Annotated in this window: 16 protein-coding genes; 12 read left to right on the forward strand and 4 right to left on the reverse strand. The window is 73.4% G+C overall.

The annotated features are described in order from the left end of the window. The first annotated feature begins 59 nt into the window (after positions 1–59). From AC3IYI_RS29495 to AC3IYI_RS29510, 4 genes are all read left to right on the forward strand, one after another. Positions 60–713, forward strand: coding sequence for a glycoside hydrolase family 38 N-terminal domain-containing protein (locus tag AC3IYI_RS29495; RefSeq protein ID WP_489406524.1), 654 nt, complete (start codon positions 60–62; stop codon positions 711–713). Next, positions 620–934: a hypothetical protein gene (locus AC3IYI_RS29500; protein WP_489406525.1), complete on the forward strand. Its 315-nt coding sequence runs from the start codon at positions 620–622 to the stop codon at positions 932–934. Before AC3IYI_RS29495 ends, AC3IYI_RS29500 begins: the two co-directional genes overlap by 94 nt. A gap of 8 nt (positions 935–942) precedes the next feature. Next, on the forward strand, positions 943–2,040 hold the full coding sequence (locus AC3IYI_RS29505) for a LacI family DNA-binding transcriptional regulator (protein WP_489406526.1): 1,098 nt from the start codon (positions 943–945) through the stop codon (positions 2,038–2,040). Between the two features lie 107 nt (positions 2,041–2,147). Then, positions 2,148–3,065, forward strand: a complete 918-nt coding sequence (locus tag AC3IYI_RS29510; protein WP_489411721.1) for an ROK family protein — start codon at positions 2,148–2,150, stop codon at positions 3,063–3,065. Between the two features lie 78 nt (positions 3,066–3,143). Here AC3IYI_RS29510 and AC3IYI_RS29515 read toward each other — a convergent pair whose 3' ends face one another. After that, positions 3,144–4,139, reverse strand: a complete 996-nt coding sequence (locus tag AC3IYI_RS29515; RefSeq protein ID WP_489406527.1) for a TAXI family TRAP transporter solute-binding subunit — start codon at positions 4,137–4,139, stop codon at positions 3,144–3,146. A 182-nt stretch (positions 4,140–4,321) separates the two neighbouring features. Between AC3IYI_RS29515 and miaB the strand changes: the two genes are divergently transcribed. Both miaB and AC3IYI_RS29525 read left to right on the forward strand, forming a co-directional pair. Continuing rightward, positions 4,322–5,770: a tRNA (N6-isopentenyl adenosine(37)-C2)-methylthiotransferase MiaB gene (gene miaB / locus AC3IYI_RS29520; protein ID WP_489411722.1), complete on the forward strand. Its 1,449-nt coding sequence runs from the start codon at positions 4,322–4,324 to the stop codon at positions 5,768–5,770. Positions 5,771–6,369: 599 nt separating this feature from the next. Beyond that, positions 6,370–7,077 (forward strand): class III extradiol ring-cleavage dioxygenase family protein, encoded by a 708-nt coding sequence (locus AC3IYI_RS29525; protein ID WP_489406528.1) that lies wholly within the window; start codon positions 6,370–6,372, stop codon positions 7,075–7,077. A 96-nt stretch (positions 7,078–7,173) separates the two neighbouring features. Here AC3IYI_RS29525 and AC3IYI_RS29530 read toward each other — a convergent pair whose 3' ends face one another. After that, positions 7,174–7,419 carry an antitoxin gene (locus AC3IYI_RS29530; protein WP_489406529.1) on the reverse strand — a complete coding sequence of 82 codons (246 nt, stop codon included), beginning with the start codon at positions 7,417–7,419 and terminating at the stop codon, positions 7,174–7,176. 22 nt (positions 7,420–7,441) lie between these two features. Beyond that, positions 7,442–7,657, reverse strand: coding sequence for a hypothetical protein (locus AC3IYI_RS29535; RefSeq protein WP_489406530.1), 216 nt, complete (start codon positions 7,655–7,657; stop codon positions 7,442–7,444). A gap of 174 nt (positions 7,658–7,831) precedes the next feature. Between AC3IYI_RS29535 and miaA the strand changes: the two genes are divergently transcribed. The 6 genes from miaA to hflX all read left to right on the forward strand — a co-directional run bounded on the left by miaA (position 7,832) and on the right by hflX (position 15,904). Beyond that, the gene (miaA, locus tag AC3IYI_RS29540; RefSeq protein ID WP_489406531.1) at positions 7,832–8,770 is read left to right on the forward strand and encodes a tRNA (adenosine(37)-N6)-dimethylallyltransferase MiaA; all 939 of its coding nucleotides are present in this window, start codon (positions 7,832–7,834) and stop codon (positions 8,768–8,770) included. Between the two features lie 132 nt (positions 8,771–8,902). After that, positions 8,903–9,526 (forward strand): hypothetical protein, encoded by a 624-nt coding sequence (locus AC3IYI_RS29545; RefSeq protein ID WP_489411723.1) that lies wholly within the window; start codon positions 8,903–8,905, stop codon positions 9,524–9,526. Positions 9,527–9,586: 60 nt separating this feature from the next. After that, the gene (gene dapF / locus AC3IYI_RS29550) at positions 9,587–10,462 is read left to right on the forward strand and encodes a diaminopimelate epimerase (protein ID WP_489406532.1); all 876 of its coding nucleotides are present in this window, start codon (positions 9,587–9,589) and stop codon (positions 10,460–10,462) included. A gap of 140 nt (positions 10,463–10,602) precedes the next feature. Beyond that, on the forward strand, positions 10,603–12,693 hold the full coding sequence (locus AC3IYI_RS29555) for a RelA/SpoT family protein (protein ID WP_489406533.1): 2,091 nt from the start codon (positions 10,603–10,605) through the stop codon (positions 12,691–12,693). A gap of 76 nt (positions 12,694–12,769) precedes the next feature. Further along, the gene (locus tag AC3IYI_RS29560) at positions 12,770–14,218 is read left to right on the forward strand and encodes a M1 family metallopeptidase (RefSeq protein WP_489406534.1); all 1,449 of its coding nucleotides are present in this window, start codon (positions 12,770–12,772) and stop codon (positions 14,216–14,218) included. A gap of 177 nt (positions 14,219–14,395) precedes the next feature. Beyond that, positions 14,396–15,904 carry a GTPase HflX gene (hflX, locus tag AC3IYI_RS29565; protein ID WP_489406535.1) on the forward strand — a complete coding sequence of 503 codons (1,509 nt, stop codon included), beginning with the start codon at positions 14,396–14,398 and terminating at the stop codon, positions 15,902–15,904. A 71-nt stretch (positions 15,905–15,975) separates the two neighbouring features. Here the strand turns inward: hflX and AC3IYI_RS29570 are convergent, their stop codons facing one another. Further along, positions 15,976–17,145, reverse strand: a complete 1,170-nt coding sequence (locus AC3IYI_RS29570; RefSeq protein WP_489406536.1) for a trypsin-like serine peptidase — start codon at positions 17,143–17,145, stop codon at positions 15,976–15,978. Between the last annotated feature and the right edge of the window lie 198 nt (positions 17,146–17,343).

Below are 17,343 nucleotides of genomic sequence, written 5' to 3' on the forward strand. Positions count from 1 at the left end.
CACCACCCCGCACCCCCGCATCGTGCGGGCCGACACCGCCGAGGCCTACGCGGGCACCGATGCCCGCGCGGATCTGGCCGGGTCCGGCCCCCGGCCCGTCCCGGAGTCCACCGTCGAGGTCGCCGTCCGCACCCCCGGCGCCGCCCCCGGGACCGTCCTGCCCACCCACCGTCCGCGTCACCACCCCCGACGGGCGCCCGCTCGCCGAGCTGCCCTTCGGCCTGGTCGTCGCCGAGCCCGGCTGGACCGTCCGTCTGGTCCCGCACTTCCACTACGACCCCATGTGGTGGAACACCCAGGCCGCCTACACCGCCCTCTGGGACGCCACGCCGAAACCCGGCGAGGCCGAGCGCGGCTGGGAGTACACCGGCGTCCCGGCCTTCACCCTGATCCCGCTCCACCTCCAGCAGGCGCGCGAGGACCCGGCGTACCGCTTCGTGCTCTCCGAGGTCGACTACCTCAAGCCCTACTGGGACACCCATCCCGCCGAACGCGCGGTCCGGATCCTCGCCACCACCCCGGCGGGCATCTTCGAGGATGTACTCACCGTCACCGTCACCGTCCCCGTCCCCGGCGGTCCGTCCCCGGCGGTCCGGCCGGGGCTCCGGCCGGGCTGTGGGTGGACGCGCCGGAGCCCGCCGTCACCATCGCCCCCGGCGGGCGGGCTCTCGTACGGGCACGCATCGGCTCCACCGGCATCCGCACCGCCCTGACGGGGCAGGCGTACGCCGTCTCCCCGTTCGGCACCTGGGAGCTGACGGCCCCCGCCGTCCTGCCGGTCGAGGTCCCGGCGGACGGCGAGGCCCAGGCCGTCTTCGAGCTGCGGCCGCCGCTCGCCACCCCCGCCGGGGAGTACTGGGTCGTGGTCAAGGCGGTCTGCCAGGGCAGGATCGCGTACGGTCCGGCCATTGCCGTCCACGTCAGCGAGGGATGAGACAGGCCATGGCCCGCAGACCCACCATCAAGGACATCGCCCGCCAGGCCGGGGTGTCGGAGAGCGCCGTCTCCTTCGCGCTCAACAACCGGCCCGGGGTCTCCCAGGACACCCGCGCCCGCATCCGGCGGGTCGCCGAGGAACTCGGCTGGCAGCCCAACAGCGCCGCCCGCGCCCTCTCCGGCGAACAGTCCGGCGCCGTCGGCCTGGTCCTCGCCCGGCCCGCGCACACCCTCGGAGTCGAGTCCTTCTTCCTCCAACTGGTCTCCGGCATCCAGGAGGTCCTGGCCGCCGGCCGGATCGCCCTGCTCTTCCAGGTGGTCGAGGACCTCGACGCCGAATGCGCCGTCTACCGCCGCTGGTGGGCCGAGCGGCGCGTCGACGGGGTCGTCGTCGTGGACCCGAGGACCGACGACCCGCGCCCGGCCCTGCTCGAACAGCTCGGCCTGCCGGCCGTCACGGTGGGGGAGACGGGACCGGCCTCCGCCGCTCCCGACTCTGCTGATTCTCCCGACTCGGCCGGCCCCGCCGCCCTGTCCGCCGCCCCCGCCGCCCTGTCCGCCGTCCGGGCCGACGACGCCAGCGCCATGGCGCAGGTGCTCGACCACCTGTACGGGCTCGGCCACCGCCGGGTCGCGCACGTCGCGGGACTGCCCGGACTCGCCCACACCGAGCGCCGGATCGCCTCGCTGCGCGCCGAGGCCGAGCGGCTGGGCCTCGGCCCCGGACAGGTGCGCTCGGTCACCACCGACTACTCCGACGCCGAGGGGGCCGAGGCCACCCGCCGGATCCTCGCCGAGCCGGAGCCGCCGACCGCGATCGTCTACGACAACGACGTGATGGCGGTGGCCGGCGTGGCCGTCGCCTCCGAGCTGGGCATCCCGGTCCCGGGCGGGATCTCGGTCGTCGCCTGGGACGACTCCGCGCTCTGCCGGGTCACCCGTCCCCGGCTCACCGCCCTGGTCCGCGACACCGCCGGCTTCGGCCGGCTCGCCGCCGAGGAGCTTCTCGGCCTCCTCGCGGGGGGCCCGCCGCGGTCACGCGAGAGCGAGCTGCCCAGGCTGGAGCCCCGCGAGAGTACGGCGCCGCCGCCGGCCGCATACTGAAACCGACCCCTTCCTGGAGCGCCACCGTGACCACTCCTCCCACCCCCACCTCCGCATTCCCCGCCCCCCGCGCCGGTTCGCCGGCCGGATCCGGCCTCACGGTCGCGATCGACATCGGCGGTACGAAGATCGCCGGAGCGCTGGTGGACTGCGACGGCGCCATGACGGCCACCACCCGCCGGCCCACCCCGCGCGGCGCCGACGGGGACACCGTGTTCGCCGCCGTCGCGGAGGTCGTGGCGGAGCTCGCCACGTCTCCGCTGTGGGGCTCGGCCGTCCGGTGCGGGATCGGCAGCGCGGGCCCGGTGGACGCCGCGCGCGGCACGGTCAGCCCGGTCAACATCGGCGCCTGGCGGGGTTTCCCCGTGCAGGCCCGGGTGGAGGCCGAGCTCGCGCGGCACGGGCTGCGGATCCCGACGGTGCTGGCCGGCGACGGGGTGGCGATGACCGCCGCCGAGCACTGGATGGGCGCCGCCCGCGGCCACGCCAACGCGCTCTGCATGGTGGTCTCCACCGGCGTCGGCGGCGGACTCGTCCTGAACAACCAGCTGCACCCCGGCCCCACCGGGAACGCGGGTCACATCGGCCACATCAGCGTCGCCTTCGACGGGGAGCCGTGCGCCTGCGGAGGCCGCGGCTGCGTGGAGTCCCTCGCCTCCGGCACCGCCATCGCGGCCTGGGCCCTGGCCCAGGGATGGGTCCCGGCCGGGGACGCCACCGCGGCCGGGGTGGCCGCCGCGGCTGCCGCGGGCGACCCCGTCGCCCTGGCCGCCTTCGACCGCGCGGGCCGGGCGCTGGCCGCCGCCATCGCGGCCACCGCCACCCTCGTCGAGACCGACATCGCCGTCATCGGAGGCGGGGTCGCCGCCTCGGGTGACACCCTCTTCGGGCCGGTCCGGGCGCACCTGGCCTCGTACGCGACCCTGTCCTTCGTCAAGGACCTCCAGGTCGTCCCGGCGACGCTGGGTACCCACGCGGGCCTGATCGGGGCCGCCGCGGCGGCGACGATGCTGCTGCCGTCGTAATGGCTGCCGTCGTGAAAGCTGCCGTGGTGAAGGCGGCCGTGGTGAAGGCGGCCGTGGTGAAGGCGGCCGGGGCACGCCCTACGGCTTGACCGAGCGGTAGTAGCGGGCCGCGCCCTCGTGCAGGTGCAGGGGATCCGTGTAGATCGCCGTGCGCAGGTCCACGAGCTGGGCCGCGTGCACCTGGCCCCCGATCTCGTCCCGGCTGGCGATCACGGTGCGCGTGAACTGCTCCGTGAGCTCGGCGCCCGCGTCCTCCCGGGTCACCAGCAGGTTCGGCACCGCCACGGTGGAGACGGCCGAGGTGTTGCGGGCGCGGCTGTAGGCGTCCTGCGGCATCACCGCCGCCCGGTAGTACCGCGCGGGGCTGCCGCTGGCCTGGAGCGCCTCCACCAGGTCGCCGAGCTGCACGAGCCGGATCTCGAACCGCTCCGAGAGCTCCCGCACGGCGGTGGTGGGCAGCCCGCCCGACCAGAAGAAGGCGTCGATCCGGCCGGCCTCCAGCTCCGCCGGCACGGTGTCGATGCCGATGGCCACCGGGGTGACGTCGCGCACCGGGTTCAGCCCCGCCGCCGTGAGCATGCGCTCCGAGATCAGCCGCACCCCCGAGCCGTCCTGGCCGACGGCAACCCGCTTGCCCCGCAGGTCCCGGGTGGACTGGACGGGCGAACCGGCGGGCACCACGAGCTGGACGTAGTCGTCGTAGAGCCGGGCCAGGCCGCGCAGCCGTTCCGCCCCGGGCTTCCGGTCGACCTGGTACTTGGCCACCGCGTCGGCCGTCGCCACCGTGAAGTCGGCCTCGCCCGCGGCCACCCGCTGCAGGTTCTGCTGAGAGCCCTCGCTGGTCTTCAGCCGGACCCGCACCCCGGGCACGTCCTTGGCGAGGGCCTGCTCCAGCAGCAGGCCGTAGCGGTGGTAGACCCCGCTCTGGACGCCGGTGCTCAGGGTGATCCCGCCCGTGAGCTCCGGCCGTCCGAAGGGCCGCAGCCACCAGACGAGGGCGCAGAGCACCGCCAGGACGGCCACCAGGGCCCGCAGGGCACGGCGCCTGCTGATCCGGGGCGGTACGAGAGGCATGGCCGCGATCCTGCCACCGACCCGCCGTCCTGTCACGGCCCGCCCTCCCGGCCCGCCCGGCCCGCCCCGGCCCACGCCCGGCCCGGGGCGCCGCGCCCGACCCGTACCCTTGCTGGGTGAGTACCGAGAGCGGCGAGGCGACTGTTGTGAAAACGTACGAGGTCCGGACGTACGGCTGTCAGATGAACGTGCACGACTCCGAGCGGCTGTCAGGCCTGCTGGAGGACGCCGGGTACGTCCGCGCGCCCCAGGGCTCCGACGGCGACGCCGACGTCGTCGTGTTCAACACCTGCGCCGTCCGCGAGAACGCCGACAACAAGCTCTACGGCAACCTCGGGCGGCTCGCGCCGATGAAGACCAAGCGCCCCGGCATGCAGATCGCCGTCGGCGGCTGCCTCGCGCAGAAGGACCGCGACACGATCGTGGACCGCGCCCCCTGGGTCGACGTGGTCTTCGGCACGCACAACATCGGCAAGCTGCCCGTCCTCCTGGAGCGCGCGCGCATCCAGGAGGAGGCGCAGATCGAGATCGCCGAGTCGCTGGAGGCCTTCCCCTCCACGCTCCCGACCCGGCGCGAGTCCGCGTACGCCGCCTGGGTCTCGATCTCCGTCGGCTGCAACAACACCTGCACCTTCTGCATCGTCCCGGCGCTGCGCGGCAAGGAGGAGGACCGCCGTCCCGGCGACATCCTCGCCGAGGTCGAGGCCCTGGTCGCCGAAGGCGTCTCCGAGATCACCCTGCTCGGCCAGAACGTCAACGCCTACGGCTCCGACCTGGGCGACCGCGAGGCCTTCTCCAAGCTGCTGCGCGCCTGCGGCGCGATCGAGGGCCTGGAGCGGGTCCGCTTCACCTCCCCGCACCCGCGCGACTTCACCGACGACGTGATCGCGGCGATGGCCGAGACCCCCAACGTCATGCCGCAGCTGCACATGCCCATGCAGTCCGGGTCGGACACGATCCTCAAGGCGATGCGCCGCTCGTACCGCCAGGAGCGCTTCCTCGGCATCATCGAGAAGGTCCGCGCCTCCATCCCGCACGCGGCGATCTCCACCGACATCATCGTGGGCTTCCCCGGTGAGACGGAGGAGGACTTCCAGCAGACCATGCACGCGGTGCGCGAGGCGCGCTTCGCGAACGCCTTCACCTTCCAGTACTCCAAGCGCCCCGGGACCCCGGCCGCCGACATGGAGGGGCAGATCCCCAAGGAGGTCGTCCAGGAGCGGTACATGCGCCTGGTCGCCCTCCAGGAGGAGATCTCCTGGGACGAGAACAAGAAGCAGGTCGGCCGGACCCTGGAGGTCATGGTCGCGGAGGGCGAAGGCCGCAAGGACGGCGCCACGCACCGGCTGTCCGGGCGGGCCCCCGACAACCGCCTGGTGCACTTCACCAAGCCGGACGAAGAGGTCCGCCCGGGTGACGTGGTGACCGTGGAGATCACCTACGCGGCTCCGCACCACCTCCTCGCGGAGGGCCCGACGGGAGCGGTACGCCGGACCCGGGCGGGCGACGCCTGGCAGAAGCGCAACGAGGCTCCGGCGCAGCCGAAGGGCGTCCTCCTCGGCATCCCGACCCTGGGCGTCCCGGCCCCCCTCCCGACGACGACGTCGGGCTGCCAGCCTTCTCCTTCTTAACGCGCCGCTCGCGCGGTGCGGCCCTGGCGGGCCTCCCCGGCTTCGCGCCGCTGCGCCGGACTCCGTCCGGCGGTTGCCGGCGGGGTGCTCGCCACCGCCGTCCCGGCGTGGGGGCCGGTGGGCGGGTGCGGCGGGGTTGGGCTCTGCGGGGCGGGGTCCCCTACCCGCCCTTCGCCCGTTCCCCGGGCTCCGCCCGGACCCCTCTGGGGCTCCGCCCCAGACCCCGCGCCTCAAACGCCGGCGGGGCTGGATTTGGCCGGCGCCGCACGAAATCTCAGCCCCGCCGGCGTTTGAGGCGCGGGGGTCCGGGGGCTGGCCCCCCGGGAACGGTGCCGCACGCGGCATGGGGTCCGGGCGGAGCCCGGGGAACGGTGGAAGGGCGGGTAGGGGACCCCGCCCCGCAGGGCCCAATCACCCGCACCCGCCCACCGACCCCCGCGCCAGCCGGCAGTGGCGGCAACCCCGCCCAGCCCCCGCCGGACGGAGTCCGGCGCAGCGGCCCGATGCCCGGGAGGCCCGCCAGGGCCGAGCGGTGCGAGGGACGCGTCAAGAAGGAGAGCCGGCCCCGCGCCCAGCCGCCGGAGGCTACGCTGCGGATCATGCTCGTAGCCGCCGCCGTCTGCCCCGCCCCGCCGATGCTCCTGCCGGAGCTCGCCACGGGAGCCGCCGCCGAACTCGGCGACGCCCGCACCGCGTGTTCCGACGCGCTGTCCGTGCTCGCCGCCTCCCGGCCCGATCTGCTCGTCGTGGTCGGAGCCTGCGACCCGGACCACCACGGTGCCTACCCCCAGGGTGCCCGCGGCACCTTCCGCGGATTCGGCGCCGGAGCCGACGTACGGCTGGGCGAGGGCGAGGAGGGCCCGCGCCTGCTGCCCACCCCGCTCGCCGTCGGGGCCTGGCTGCTCGGCCGGGCCGGGTGGGGCGCCGCGCCCCTGGAGGGGTTCGGGGTCGCCGGGCCGCTGGACACCGAGCGGTGTCTGGAGGCCGGCCGGGAGCTCGCCGCGCGCGAGGACCGGGTCGCCCTGCTCGTCATGGGCGACGGCAGCGCCTGCCGCTCCCTCAAGGCCCCCGGTTACCTCGACGAACGCTCCGCCGCCTTCGACGCCGAAGCCGCCCGCGCGCTCGGCGCCGCCGACCTGCCCGCCCTCGCCGCCCTCGACGCGGGACTCGCCGCCGAGCTGCAGGCCGCCGGCCGGGCCCCCTGGCAGGTGCTCGCCGGCGCCGCCGAGGGCGCCGGGCTCCAAGGGCGGCTGCTGTACGAGGACGCCCCGTACGGGGTCGGGTACTTCGTCGCGGCCTGGTCGTAGCGGCGGCGACAGCGCTGGCCGGCAGCGCCGGCACAGAACGGAGAAGGGGCGCGGCACCCACAGGTGCCGCGCCCCTTCCGGGATTCCGGGACCGCGTCAGGAAGCGGCCGGCGGCGTCGGCCCGCCGGGAGAGTCCTTGTGCGCGATCTTGCCCAGGGCGTCCTTCGCCTTGTCCGCGCCGCTAGAGATCTGGCCGCTGTACTTGCCCTTGGTCTTCGAGTCGACGGCCTTCGCCATCTTCTCCAGATTCTGGCTGATCTTGCCCTCGTGCTGTGCGGCGAGGTCACCGACCTTGCCCTTGGCGGGCGCGAGCTTGGCCTTCAGATTGTCCAGCAGGCCCATGGGTCACCTTCCAATTGCGAGGCTACGTGCGGGCACCCTCTGCGGCCTCGCTGTCCGCGCTGACCTCCGCCGACTGCTGCTTCGGGATCTCGACGGCTTCCACCGCGCTCTCCTCCGCCACAGCCTGCTCGGTTCCGGCCTCGTCGGCCGTCGCGGACTCCACCGTCAGATCCACGGAAACGGCCTCGTCGGTCGTCGCCTGGGTCTTACGGCCGAGAAGCCGGTCCAAAATGCCCATGTCTACTCCTATAACGTTACTCGTGTGAGTGAAGTTCCGCCGTGGACGGGCCGCGGTACGGCAGGCGCGCGCCGGGCCGGAACCCCGCCAAGGCAACGACCCCGGTCCGGTCCCGTCACGTAGCTCGATCGGGTACATGGCATGGCCTTGACCGGGGGCTGCGAGACTGGTGCGGTGAGGAATGCAGCCCCCGCCCCGCGGGTCATCGCCGTCGTAGGACCCACCGCGGCCGGAAAGTCCGATCTGGGCGTAGCCCTGGCCCGTCATTTCGACGGCGACGTCGTCAACGCCGACTCGATGCAGCTGTACCGGGGGATGGACATCGGTACCGCCAAACTGACGACCGAGGAGCGCGGAGGGGTCCCGCACCACCTCCTCGACGTCTGGGACGTCACCGAGACGGCGAGCGTCGCCGAGTACCAGCGCCTCGCCCGCGCCGAGATCGACAAGCTGCTCGCCCAGGGCCGTACGCCGGTCCTCGTCGGCGGCTCCGGCCTCTACGTCCGCGGCGCGCTCGACGCCATGGAGTTCCCCGGCACCGATCCCGAGGTCCGGGCCCGGCTGGAGGCCGAGGTCACCCTGCGCGGCCCCGGCGCCCTGCACGCCCGCCTCGCGGCCGCCGACCCGGCCGCCGCGCAGGCCATCCTGCCCAGCAACGGCCGCCGCATCGTGCGCGCGCTGGAGGTCATCGAGATCACCGGACGGCCGTTCACCGCCAACCTGCCCGGCCACGAGTCCGTCTACGACACGGTCCAGATCGGCGTGGACGTGGCCCGGCCCGAGCTCGACGAGCGGATCGCGCTGCGCGTGGACCGGATGTGGGAGGCCGGGCTGGTGGACGAGGTCCGCACGCTGGAGGCAGCCGGCCTGCGGGACGGAATCACCGCCTCCAGGGCGCTCGGCTACCAGCAGGTACTGGCCGCCCTCGCGGGGGAGTGCACGCAGGAGGAGGCGCGCGCCGAGACCGTCCGCGCCACCAAGCGGTTCGCCCGCAGGCAGGACTCGTGGTTCCGCCGCGACCCGAGGGTGCACTGGCTCAGCGGGGCCGCCGAGGACCGCGGGGAACTCGCCGGACTCGCGCAGTCGTTGGTCGAACGAGCGGTTACAGCCTGATCACGTGATGGCATCGGGACGCCCCGCACGCCCGTCCCGGGCCTGACGGCGTGCCATCATCAAACTTCCGCCGGTGCCGTCACCGGCGGTGAACGACGGCGTGCGAAGTCCAAGTGGGGAGGGCGCGTGGCGATGGAGGCCGGCCCTCGTGACACCGGTCGGGACGACACCCGACGGGAAACGGACCCTATGCTTCACGGCGCCCCCGCCGACGGCGACGGCCTGCCCGGCGGAGCGCCGGTGACCGCCGACGGGCTCGCCGACGGCCTCCCCGACGGGCTCGCACTGCCCGCGGACGCCGACGGCCTCGCGCTGCCCGCGGACGCCGACGGCCTCGGACTGCCCGCTGATCCCGCGCGGCTGACCCCCGACGGCCCGGACGCGCCGGACTCCGCCGAGGCGGAGGCGGCCGCCGCCCCCGCCTTCGAGGTGGAACTGCGCCCCCAGCGCCGGCTGAGGCTGTGGCAGATCGCCCCCATCGTCGTGCTGGCCGCGGCCGGATCCCTGATGTTCGCCTTCCCGCTCGCCTTCGAGTTCGGCGACGGCGGAGCGGTCGTCGCCATGCTCGGATTCCTCATCAGCTGCTGCGCGGGCGGCTGGGGCCTGATGGCCGCGCGCCGCGTGGGCTACGCCCTGCCGGGGCTCCCGGCCCGCGGTTCCGGGCAGCGGCCCGACTGGCGCCTCGCCCTGCTGTACGCGCTGGTCGCGCTGGGTGTCGTAGCGCTCGCGGTGTACCGGGTGGCCCGGCTCCGGTAGGGCCCGTCGTCCCCAGGGGCGGCCCGGCTGCGCCGGGCGCCGGCTCGGTACCATGGGCGGGTGACGCAGACCAGCCTCTCCTTCCTCAAGGGCCACGGCACCGAGAACGACTTCGTGATCGTCCCGGACCCGGACAACGCCATCGAACTGCCGGTCTCCGCCGTCGCGCGGCTGTGCGACCGGCGGGCCGGGATCGGCGCGGACGGCGTGCTGCACGTCGTCCGCTCCGCCGCGCACCCCGAGGCGGCGCACCTGGCCGACGAGGCCGAGTGGTTCATGGACTACCGCAACAGCGACGGCTCCATCGCCGAGATGTGCGGCAACGGCGTCCGCGTCTTCGCCCGCTACCTCCAGCACGCGGGGCACGTGGAGCCCGGAGAACTGGCGGTCGCCACCCGCGGCGGAATCAAGCGGGTGCACCTCGACAAGACCGGCGACGTGACCGTCTCCATGGGCCGCGCCGAGCTGCCCGAGGGCGAGGTCACCGTCTCCGTCGGGTCCCGTTCCTGGCCCGCGCGCAACGTCAACATGGGGAACCCGCACGCGGTGGCGTTCGTTGACAGCCTGGACGATGCCGGGACGCTGCTAGACCCGCCCCCGTACAGCCCGGCGTCCGCCTACCCGACGGGTGTCAACGTCGAGTTCGTCGTCGACCGCGGCCCCCGGCACGTCGCCATGCGCGTCCACGAGCGCGGCTCCGGCGAGACCCGCTCCTGCGGCACCGGCGCCTGCGCGGTCGCCGTGGCCGCCATCCGCCGCGACGGCGCGGACCCGTCCGTCACCGGCGCGCCCGCCACGTACACCGTCGATCTGCCCGGTGGCACCCTGGTCATCACCGAGCACCCCGACGGGCGGATCGAGATGACCGGACCCGCCGTGATCGTGGCCGAGGGCGAGTTCGATCCCGCCTGGCTCACCGAAACGGCTTTCGCCTGAAGCTTCCCTCTAATGGGTGATCCGTTTCACGCTGAGCGAGAGGTGGACTGCGCCACGTGGTGGGGTCGGTAGCATCAGGCACCGGCCCTGAGGGCTCACCCCATGCCCACCACCGCCGGCCGATGCCGTCGGAGGTGCCCATGAGTGCAGAGGCCACGAACCCCGAAGCACGTCCCGAAGCGCTCCCTGAACTTCGCAGACGTGGCAGGACCAGGCTTGACCTGCGACGACTCGGACGCGCCGCACTGCTCGGGCCCACGCCCCGGGACCGGCTGCCGGACGCCATCGGCCATGTCGCCGAAGCGCACCGCGCCCATCACCCCGACGCGGACCTGTCGCTGCTGCGCCGCGCGTACCTGCTCGCGGAGACCTCGCACCGCGGCCAGATGCGCAAGAGCGGTGAGCCGTACATCACACATCCGCTCGCCGTCACGCTCATCCTGGCCGAACTGGGCGCCGAAACCACCACTCTGACGGCCTCGCTCCTCCACGACACCGTCGAGGACACCGACGTGACCCTCGATCAGGTCCGTGAGGAGTTCGGCGACGAGGTCTGCTTCATCGTCGACGGCGTGACCAAGGTCGAGAAGATCGACTACGGCGCCGCCGCCGAGCCCGAGACCTTCCGCAAGATGCTCGTCGCCACCGGCAACGACGTCCGCGTGATGTCCATCAAACTCGCCGACCGGCTGCACAACATGCGCACCCTCGGGGTGATGCGGCCCGAGAAACAGGCACGCATCGCCAAGGTCACCCGAGACGTCCTCATCCCGCTCGCCGAACGGCTCGGCGTACAGGCCCTGAAGACCGAGCTGGAGGACCTCGTCTTCGCGATCCTGCACCCCGAGGAGTACGAGCACACGCGCGCCCTCATCGCGGCCCACGCGGGTGAACGCGACCCGCTGCCCGCCATCGCCGACTCGGTACGGGCCGTCCTGCGCGACGCGGGCATCGCCGCCGAGGTGGTCGTGCGGCCCCGCCACTTCGTCTCCGTGCACCGCATCTCCCTCAAGCGCGGGGAGCTGCGCGGCTCCGACTTCGGCCGCCTGCTGGTCCTCGTCGGGGAGAACGCGGACTGCTACGCCGTACTGGGGGAGCTGCACACCTGCTTCACCCCGGTCATCTCCGAGTTCAAGGACTTCATCGCCTCCCCGAAGTTCAACCTCTACCAGTCCCTGCACACGGCCTTCGCCACGCCCGAGGGCTACGTCGCCGAGGTCATCGTCCGGACCCGGCAGATGCACCGGGTCGCGGAGGCGGGCGTGGTGGCGCTCGGCAATCCGTACACGGGCCCGCCGTCCGCGGAGCAGATCGCGGCGGCCGACTGCGACGAGGAGCGCGTGGACCCGACCCGGCCCGGCTGGCTGTCGCGGCTGCTCGACTGGCAGCAGTCGGCGCCCGACCCCGACACCTTCTGGGACGTCCTGCGCTCGGAGCTGGCCCAGGACCGGGAAATCACCGTGTTCCGCGCCGACGGGGGCACCCTGGGCCTGCCGGCCGGCGCCAGCTGTATCGACGCCGCCTACGCGCAGCACGGCGAGGCGGCCCACGGCTGTATCGGCGCCCGGGTCAACGGGCGCCTGACCTCCCTGTCCTCCCGGCTCTCCGACGGGGACACCGTCCAGCTCCTGCTCGCGCACGACGCCTCCTCGGGGCCCACCGCCGACTGGCTGGACCACGCGAAGACCCCGGCCGCCCGGATCGCCGTCAGCAGCTGGCTGGAGGCCCACCCCGACGGGGCCCGGCCCGCCGACGCCGCACCCAGGCCGCCGCTGTCGGTGATCGGCCTCCGCAGCGGCGGGGGCAACGCCGTCGCCGACCTGCCCGACGCCACCGTGCGGCTCGCGGGGTGCTGCACCCCGGTACCGCCGGACGCCGTCGAGGGGTTCGTCGTACGCGGCGGGGCCGTCACCGTGCACCGGGTCCACTGCGCGACGGTGGCCCAGATGCGGGCCGTGGGGCGGACCCCGATCGCCGTGCACTGGCGGGCGACCGCGGACTGTCGGGTCACCCTGCTCGCCGAATCGTTCGGCCGCCCGCACCTGCTGGCCGATCTGACCGAGGCCATCGCCCGCGAGGGGGTCGAGGTGGTCTCCGCGACGGTGGAGCCGCCGGTCGAGCAGCGGGTCCGGCACAGCTACACCCTGCAGCTGCCCGACGCGACTGGCCTCCCGGCGCTGATGCGGGCCATGCGGGACGTGCCCGGGGTCTACGACGTCAGCCGGGCGTAAGGGGGCAGACCCCTTTCGGGTGGAGCCGTCGCGCGCCGTTCGCAGGCGCGTGGCGGTCGCTGATAAGCGGTGGGGGATGCAGCTCACCTCCCCGCGCCTGCGCGCCGCCCTGCTGGCCGCGGCCTCCCTCACCCTCGTCGCCGCCGTCGTGCCCCCGCCCCGGGCGCTCGGCATCGGCGACCCGCTCTTCCCCGAGTTGGGGAACCCCGGGTACGACGTGCTCTCGTACGACCTGTCCTTCGCCTACAAGAACAACAGCAGCCCCCTCGACGCGGTCACCGTCATCGACGCGCGCAGCCTCACGCGGCTCGAGACCGTCAATCTCGACTTCACCCACGGCAAAGTGGCCTCCGCCGAGGTCAACGGGGAACCCGCCGCCTTCGGATACGTCGGCGAGGACCTCGTGCTGACCCCCGCCCGGCCGGTGGAGCCGGACCTGCCCCTGCACATCACCGTCCGGCACACGAGCGACCCGCGCGGCCGCGGCGACGGCGGCTGGGTGGTCACCGAGGACGGGCTGGCCATGGCGAACCAGGCCGACGCCGCGCACCGGGTCTTCCCCTGCAACGACCATCCCGCCGACAAGGCGTACTTCACCTTCCGGGTGAGCGCGCCGGCCGGGACGACGGCCGTGGCCAACGGTGTGCCGGGCGCGCTGCCGGCCCGCGGGGCGGGCGCCGCGACCACGTGGACGTACCGGACGCTGCACCCGATGGCCACCGAGCTCGCCCAGGTCTCCATCGGCGACTCGGCCGTGGTCCACCGCACCGGCCCGCACGGGCTGCCGCTGCGCGACGTGGTCCCCGCGGCGGACCGGGAGCGGCTGGAGCCGTGGCTGAAGAAGACCGCCGGGCACATCGAGTGGATGGAGGCACGGGTCGGCCGCTACCCCTTCGAGAACTACGGGGTGCTGATCGCGAAGGCCCGTACCGGCTTCGAGCTGGAGACGCAGACCCTGTCGCTGTTCGAGAGCGCACTGTTCGCGGGCAACGGCGGCTACCCCGAGTGGTACGTCGAGTCCGTGATGGTCCACGAGTTGGCCCACCAGTGGTTCGGCGACAGCGTGAGCCCGCGCACCTGGTCCGACCTGTGGCTCAACGAGGGCCACGCCACCTGGTACGAAGCCCTGTACGCGGACGGCCTCGGCACGTACTCCCTGGAGCGGCGCATGCGCGAGGCGTACCAGCGCTCCGACCAATGGCGGGCGGCCGGCGGCCCCCCGGCCGCGCCCAAGCCGGCCGCCGCGGGCGAGAAGATCGGGCTGTTCCGGCCGGTGGTCTACGACGGCGCCGCGCTGATCCTGTACGCGCTGCGGCAGGAGATCGGGGCCAAGGCCTTCGACCGGGTGGAGCGGCGCTGGGTGGGGGAGCACCGGGACGGGATCGCCGGCACGGAGGACTTCGTACGGCTGGCCTCGCAGGAGGCGGGCCGCGACCTGGGGGCGTTCCTGGAGCCGTGGCTGTACGGGAAGAAGACGCCGGCGATGCCCGGGCACCCGGAGTGGAGCGCCCCGAAAAGCGTGTGACGCGTGCGGAACGGGCATGCCACCATCGACGAGGCCGTTCCGCGGGGGCGCCGCCGGGGAATCTCGGGGGAGTGTCACACGTTGGACGTGACAGTGTTATGTCACGCGCGGGAGTAGCTTTGGCCTTGGCTCCGCTTCGCCTGACGCGGACGCATTCGAAAACGACGTAAGGATCCAATGACCTCCTCTTCTTCCCCTTCCCAGGACGCGCGGGACGACGCACAGGGTGCGCCGGATCCGCAGAGCTTCACCGAGAGCCTTCGGGCCGACGCCCTGATGGAAGAGGACGTCGCCTGGAGCCACGAGATCGACGGAGACCGGGACGGCGCCCAGTACGAGCGCTCCGAGCGCGCGGCCCTGCGCCGCGTGGCCGGCCTCTCCACCGAGCTCGAAGACGTCACCGAGGTCGAGTACCGCCAGCTCCGCCTGGAGCGGGTCGTCCTCGTGGGCGTATGGACCTCCGGCACGGTGCAGGACGCTGACAACTCCCTCGCGGAGCTCGCCGCCCTCGCCGAGACGGCGGGCGCGCTCGTACTCGACGGAGTGATCCAGCGCCGCGACAAGCCCGACCCGGCCACCTTCATCGGTTCCGGCAAGGCGCGCGAGCTGCGCGACATCGTGATGGAGAGCGGCGCCGACACCGTCGTCTGCGACGGTGAGCTCAGCCCCGGCCAGCTCATCGCCCTCGAAGACGTCGTCAAGGTGAAGGTGGTCGACCGGACCGCGCTCATCCTCGACATCTTCGCCCAGCACGCCAAGTCCCGAGAGGGCAAGGCGCAGGTCGCCCTCGCGCAGATGCAGTACATGCTGCCGCGACTGCGCGGCTGGGGTGCCTCGCTGTCCCGGCAGATGGGTGGCGGTGGCGGTGGCGGCATGGCCACCCGCGGCCCCGGTGAGACCAAGATCGAGACCGACCGGCGCCGGATCCGCGAGAAGATGGCGAAGATGCGCCGGGAGATCGCGGAGATGAAGACCGGCCGCGACATCAAGCGGCAGGAACGGCGCCGCAACAAGGTGCCCTCGGTCGCCATCGCCGGCTACACCAACGCAGGCAAGTCCTCGCTGCTCAACCGCCTCACGGGCGCGGGCGTCCTGGTGGAGAACGCGCTGTTCGCCACCCTCGACCCGACCGTGCGCCGGGCCGAGACGCCGTCCGGCCGGGTCTACACCCTGGCCGACACGGTCGGCTTCGTCCGGCACCTGCCCCACCACCTCGTCGAGGCGTTCCGCTCCACGATGGAGGAGGTCGGCGACTCCGACCTCATCCTGCACATCGTGGACGGCTCGCACCCGGCGCCGGAGGAGCAGCTGGCGGCGGTCCGCGAGGTCATCCGCGAGGTCGGCGCCGTCAAGGTGCCCGAGATCGTGGTGATCAACAAGGCGGACGCGGCCGACCCGCTGGTGCTCCAGCGCCTGCTGCGGATCGAGAAGCGCTCCATCGCCGTCTCGGCGCGCACGGGTCAGGGCATGGCGGAACTCCTCGCGCTCATCGACGCCGAGCTGCCGCGGCCGGCGATCGAGATCGAGGCCGTCGTGCCGTACACGCGCGGCGGGCTGGTCGCCCGTGCCCACGCCGAGGGCGAGGTGATCTCCGAGGAGCACACGGCGGAGGGCACCCTGCTCAAGGCGCGGGTGCACGCGGAGCTGGCGGCGGAGTTCGCTCCGTACGTGCTCGCGAAGCACTGACGCGTACCGGATGAACGACTGAGGGCCCCCGCAGCAGCGGGGGCCCTCAGCCATGTGGTGCGCTGATGCGGTTACTTGAACTTGCCGCTCACGGCGTCGAAGACGCCCTTCGCCTCCGGACCCAGCCGCGGCCCGGCCAGCCAGCCCGCCTTGGCGGGACCGATGGAGGTGTTCGACACCAGCGCGGGCTTGCCGTCGCCACCCGCCGCGACCCAGCCGCCGCCCGAGGAACCGCCGGTCATCGTGCAGCCGATGCGGTACATCGTGGGGTCGGTCGCGTTCAGCGACAGCCGGCCCGGCTTGTCGGCGCACTGGAAGGTCTTCTGACCGTCGAACGGAGCCGCCGCCGGGTAGCCGGTGGCCGTCATCTTCGCGATCTTGGGCGCGGCCGGAGCGTTGAACTCCACCGGGAGCGCCGTACCGACCGTCTCCTCCAGCGACTTGCCGCCCCCCTTCTCCGGGGTCACGTGCAGCACCGCGAAGTCGTACGGGGCACCAGCGCCGCCGGTCGGACCGCCGGTCGCGATCCACTGGTCGGAGGTCTGCGCCCAGTCGCTCCACCACACGCCGTACGGGGCCACTTCCTCGCGGGGCGCGCCCTTGAGCGCGGCCGCGGACTTGCCCTTGTTGTTGTACGACGGGACGAAGGCGATGTTGCGGTACCAGCCGCCGGACTTGCCCGCGTGCACGCAGTGGCCGGCCGTCCAGACCATGTTGGACTTGCCGGGGTGCGCCGGGTCCTTGACCACGGTCGCCGAGCAGACCATCGAGCCCTCGGGGCCGTCGAAGAACACCTTGCCGGAGGCGGGGACGCTCTGGTGGTAGGGCGGGGCCGCGGCCTTGGCGGCCACCGGAGCGGGAGTCGGGTCGGTGACGCCCTGGTCCTTGCCCGCGTCCGGGTCGACGGCGGGAGGCTGCGGCATCTTGTCCGCCTCGCGCATCCGGTCCGAGTCCCAGAGGTCCTCGATGATCGGGTTGATGTAGTCGCCCGCCTCGCGGAGCCAGTCCTCCTTCTTCCAGTTCTTCCACTCACCCCCCTTCCACTTCTCCAGGTCGATGCCGTGCTCCTTGAGCTTGTCCTTCAGCCCGTCCGGGATCTTCACCCCGTCCAGGCTGGTGGGCAGGCTCGCCGCCACGGTCGGCTTGGCGTCGGTCTCACCGTCGCCGGGCCCGCACGCCGCGGCGGTCAGCGCGAGCGCGGCCGCGCACAGGATCGCGGTGACCGGTCGGATCGGTCGCATGTCGTGAATCCCCCTGGTGGTTCGGGATGGTGCCTGGGTTGGCGGGCGCCTGGGTTGCAGCACCCCACTATGCCGCTGCCGTGAGGGACGGCACAGCCCGGGGCACCGGTTCCCCCGGGCGGGACAAGGATCTTGGGCTCACCCGTGATCCGTCGCCGCCACCGTCGTTGGTACGTACGGGGGATGGGTGAGCAGTGT

The sequence above is a fragment of the Streptomyces sp. GL_148 genome (assembly GCF_057834205.1).

Coding starts and splice junctions, on each gene's coding strand:
- AC3IYI_RS29535 (WP_489406530.1), bottom strand. CDS start 7,657: ATGGGCATTTTGGACCGGCTTCTCGGCCGTAAGACCCAGGCGACGACC.
- AC3IYI_RS29495 (WP_489406524.1), top strand. CDS start 60: ATGCCCGCGCGGATCTGGCCGGGTCCGGCCCCCGGCCCGTCCCGGAGT.
- AC3IYI_RS29570 (WP_489406536.1), bottom strand. CDS start 17,145: ATGCGACCGATCCGACCGGTCACCGCGATCCTGTGCGCGGCCGCGCTC.
- hflX (WP_489406535.1), top strand. CDS start 14,396: ATGACCTCCTCTTCTTCCCCTTCCCAGGACGCGCGGGACGACGCACAG.
- AC3IYI_RS29555 (WP_489406533.1), top strand. CDS start 10,603: ATGAGTGCAGAGGCCACGAACCCCGAAGCACGTCCCGAAGCGCTCCCT.
- AC3IYI_RS29525 (WP_489406528.1), top strand. CDS start 6,370: ATGCTCGTAGCCGCCGCCGTCTGCCCCGCCCCGCCGATGCTCCTGCCG.
- miaB (WP_489411722.1), top strand. CDS start 4,322: ATGAACGTGCACGACTCCGAGCGGCTGTCAGGCCTGCTGGAGGACGCC.
- AC3IYI_RS29545 (WP_489411723.1), top strand. CDS start 8,903: ATGGAGGCCGGCCCTCGTGACACCGGTCGGGACGACACCCGACGGGAA.
- AC3IYI_RS29505 (WP_489406526.1), top strand. CDS start 943: ATGGCCCGCAGACCCACCATCAAGGACATCGCCCGCCAGGCCGGGGTG.
- AC3IYI_RS29560 (WP_489406534.1), top strand. CDS start 12,770: ATGCAGCTCACCTCCCCGCGCCTGCGCGCCGCCCTGCTGGCCGCGGCC.
- AC3IYI_RS29515 (WP_489406527.1), bottom strand. CDS start 4,139: ATGCCTCTCGTACCGCCCCGGATCAGCAGGCGCCGTGCCCTGCGGGCC.
- AC3IYI_RS29530 (WP_489406529.1), bottom strand. CDS start 7,419: ATGGGCCTGCTGGACAATCTGAAGGCCAAGCTCGCGCCCGCCAAGGGC.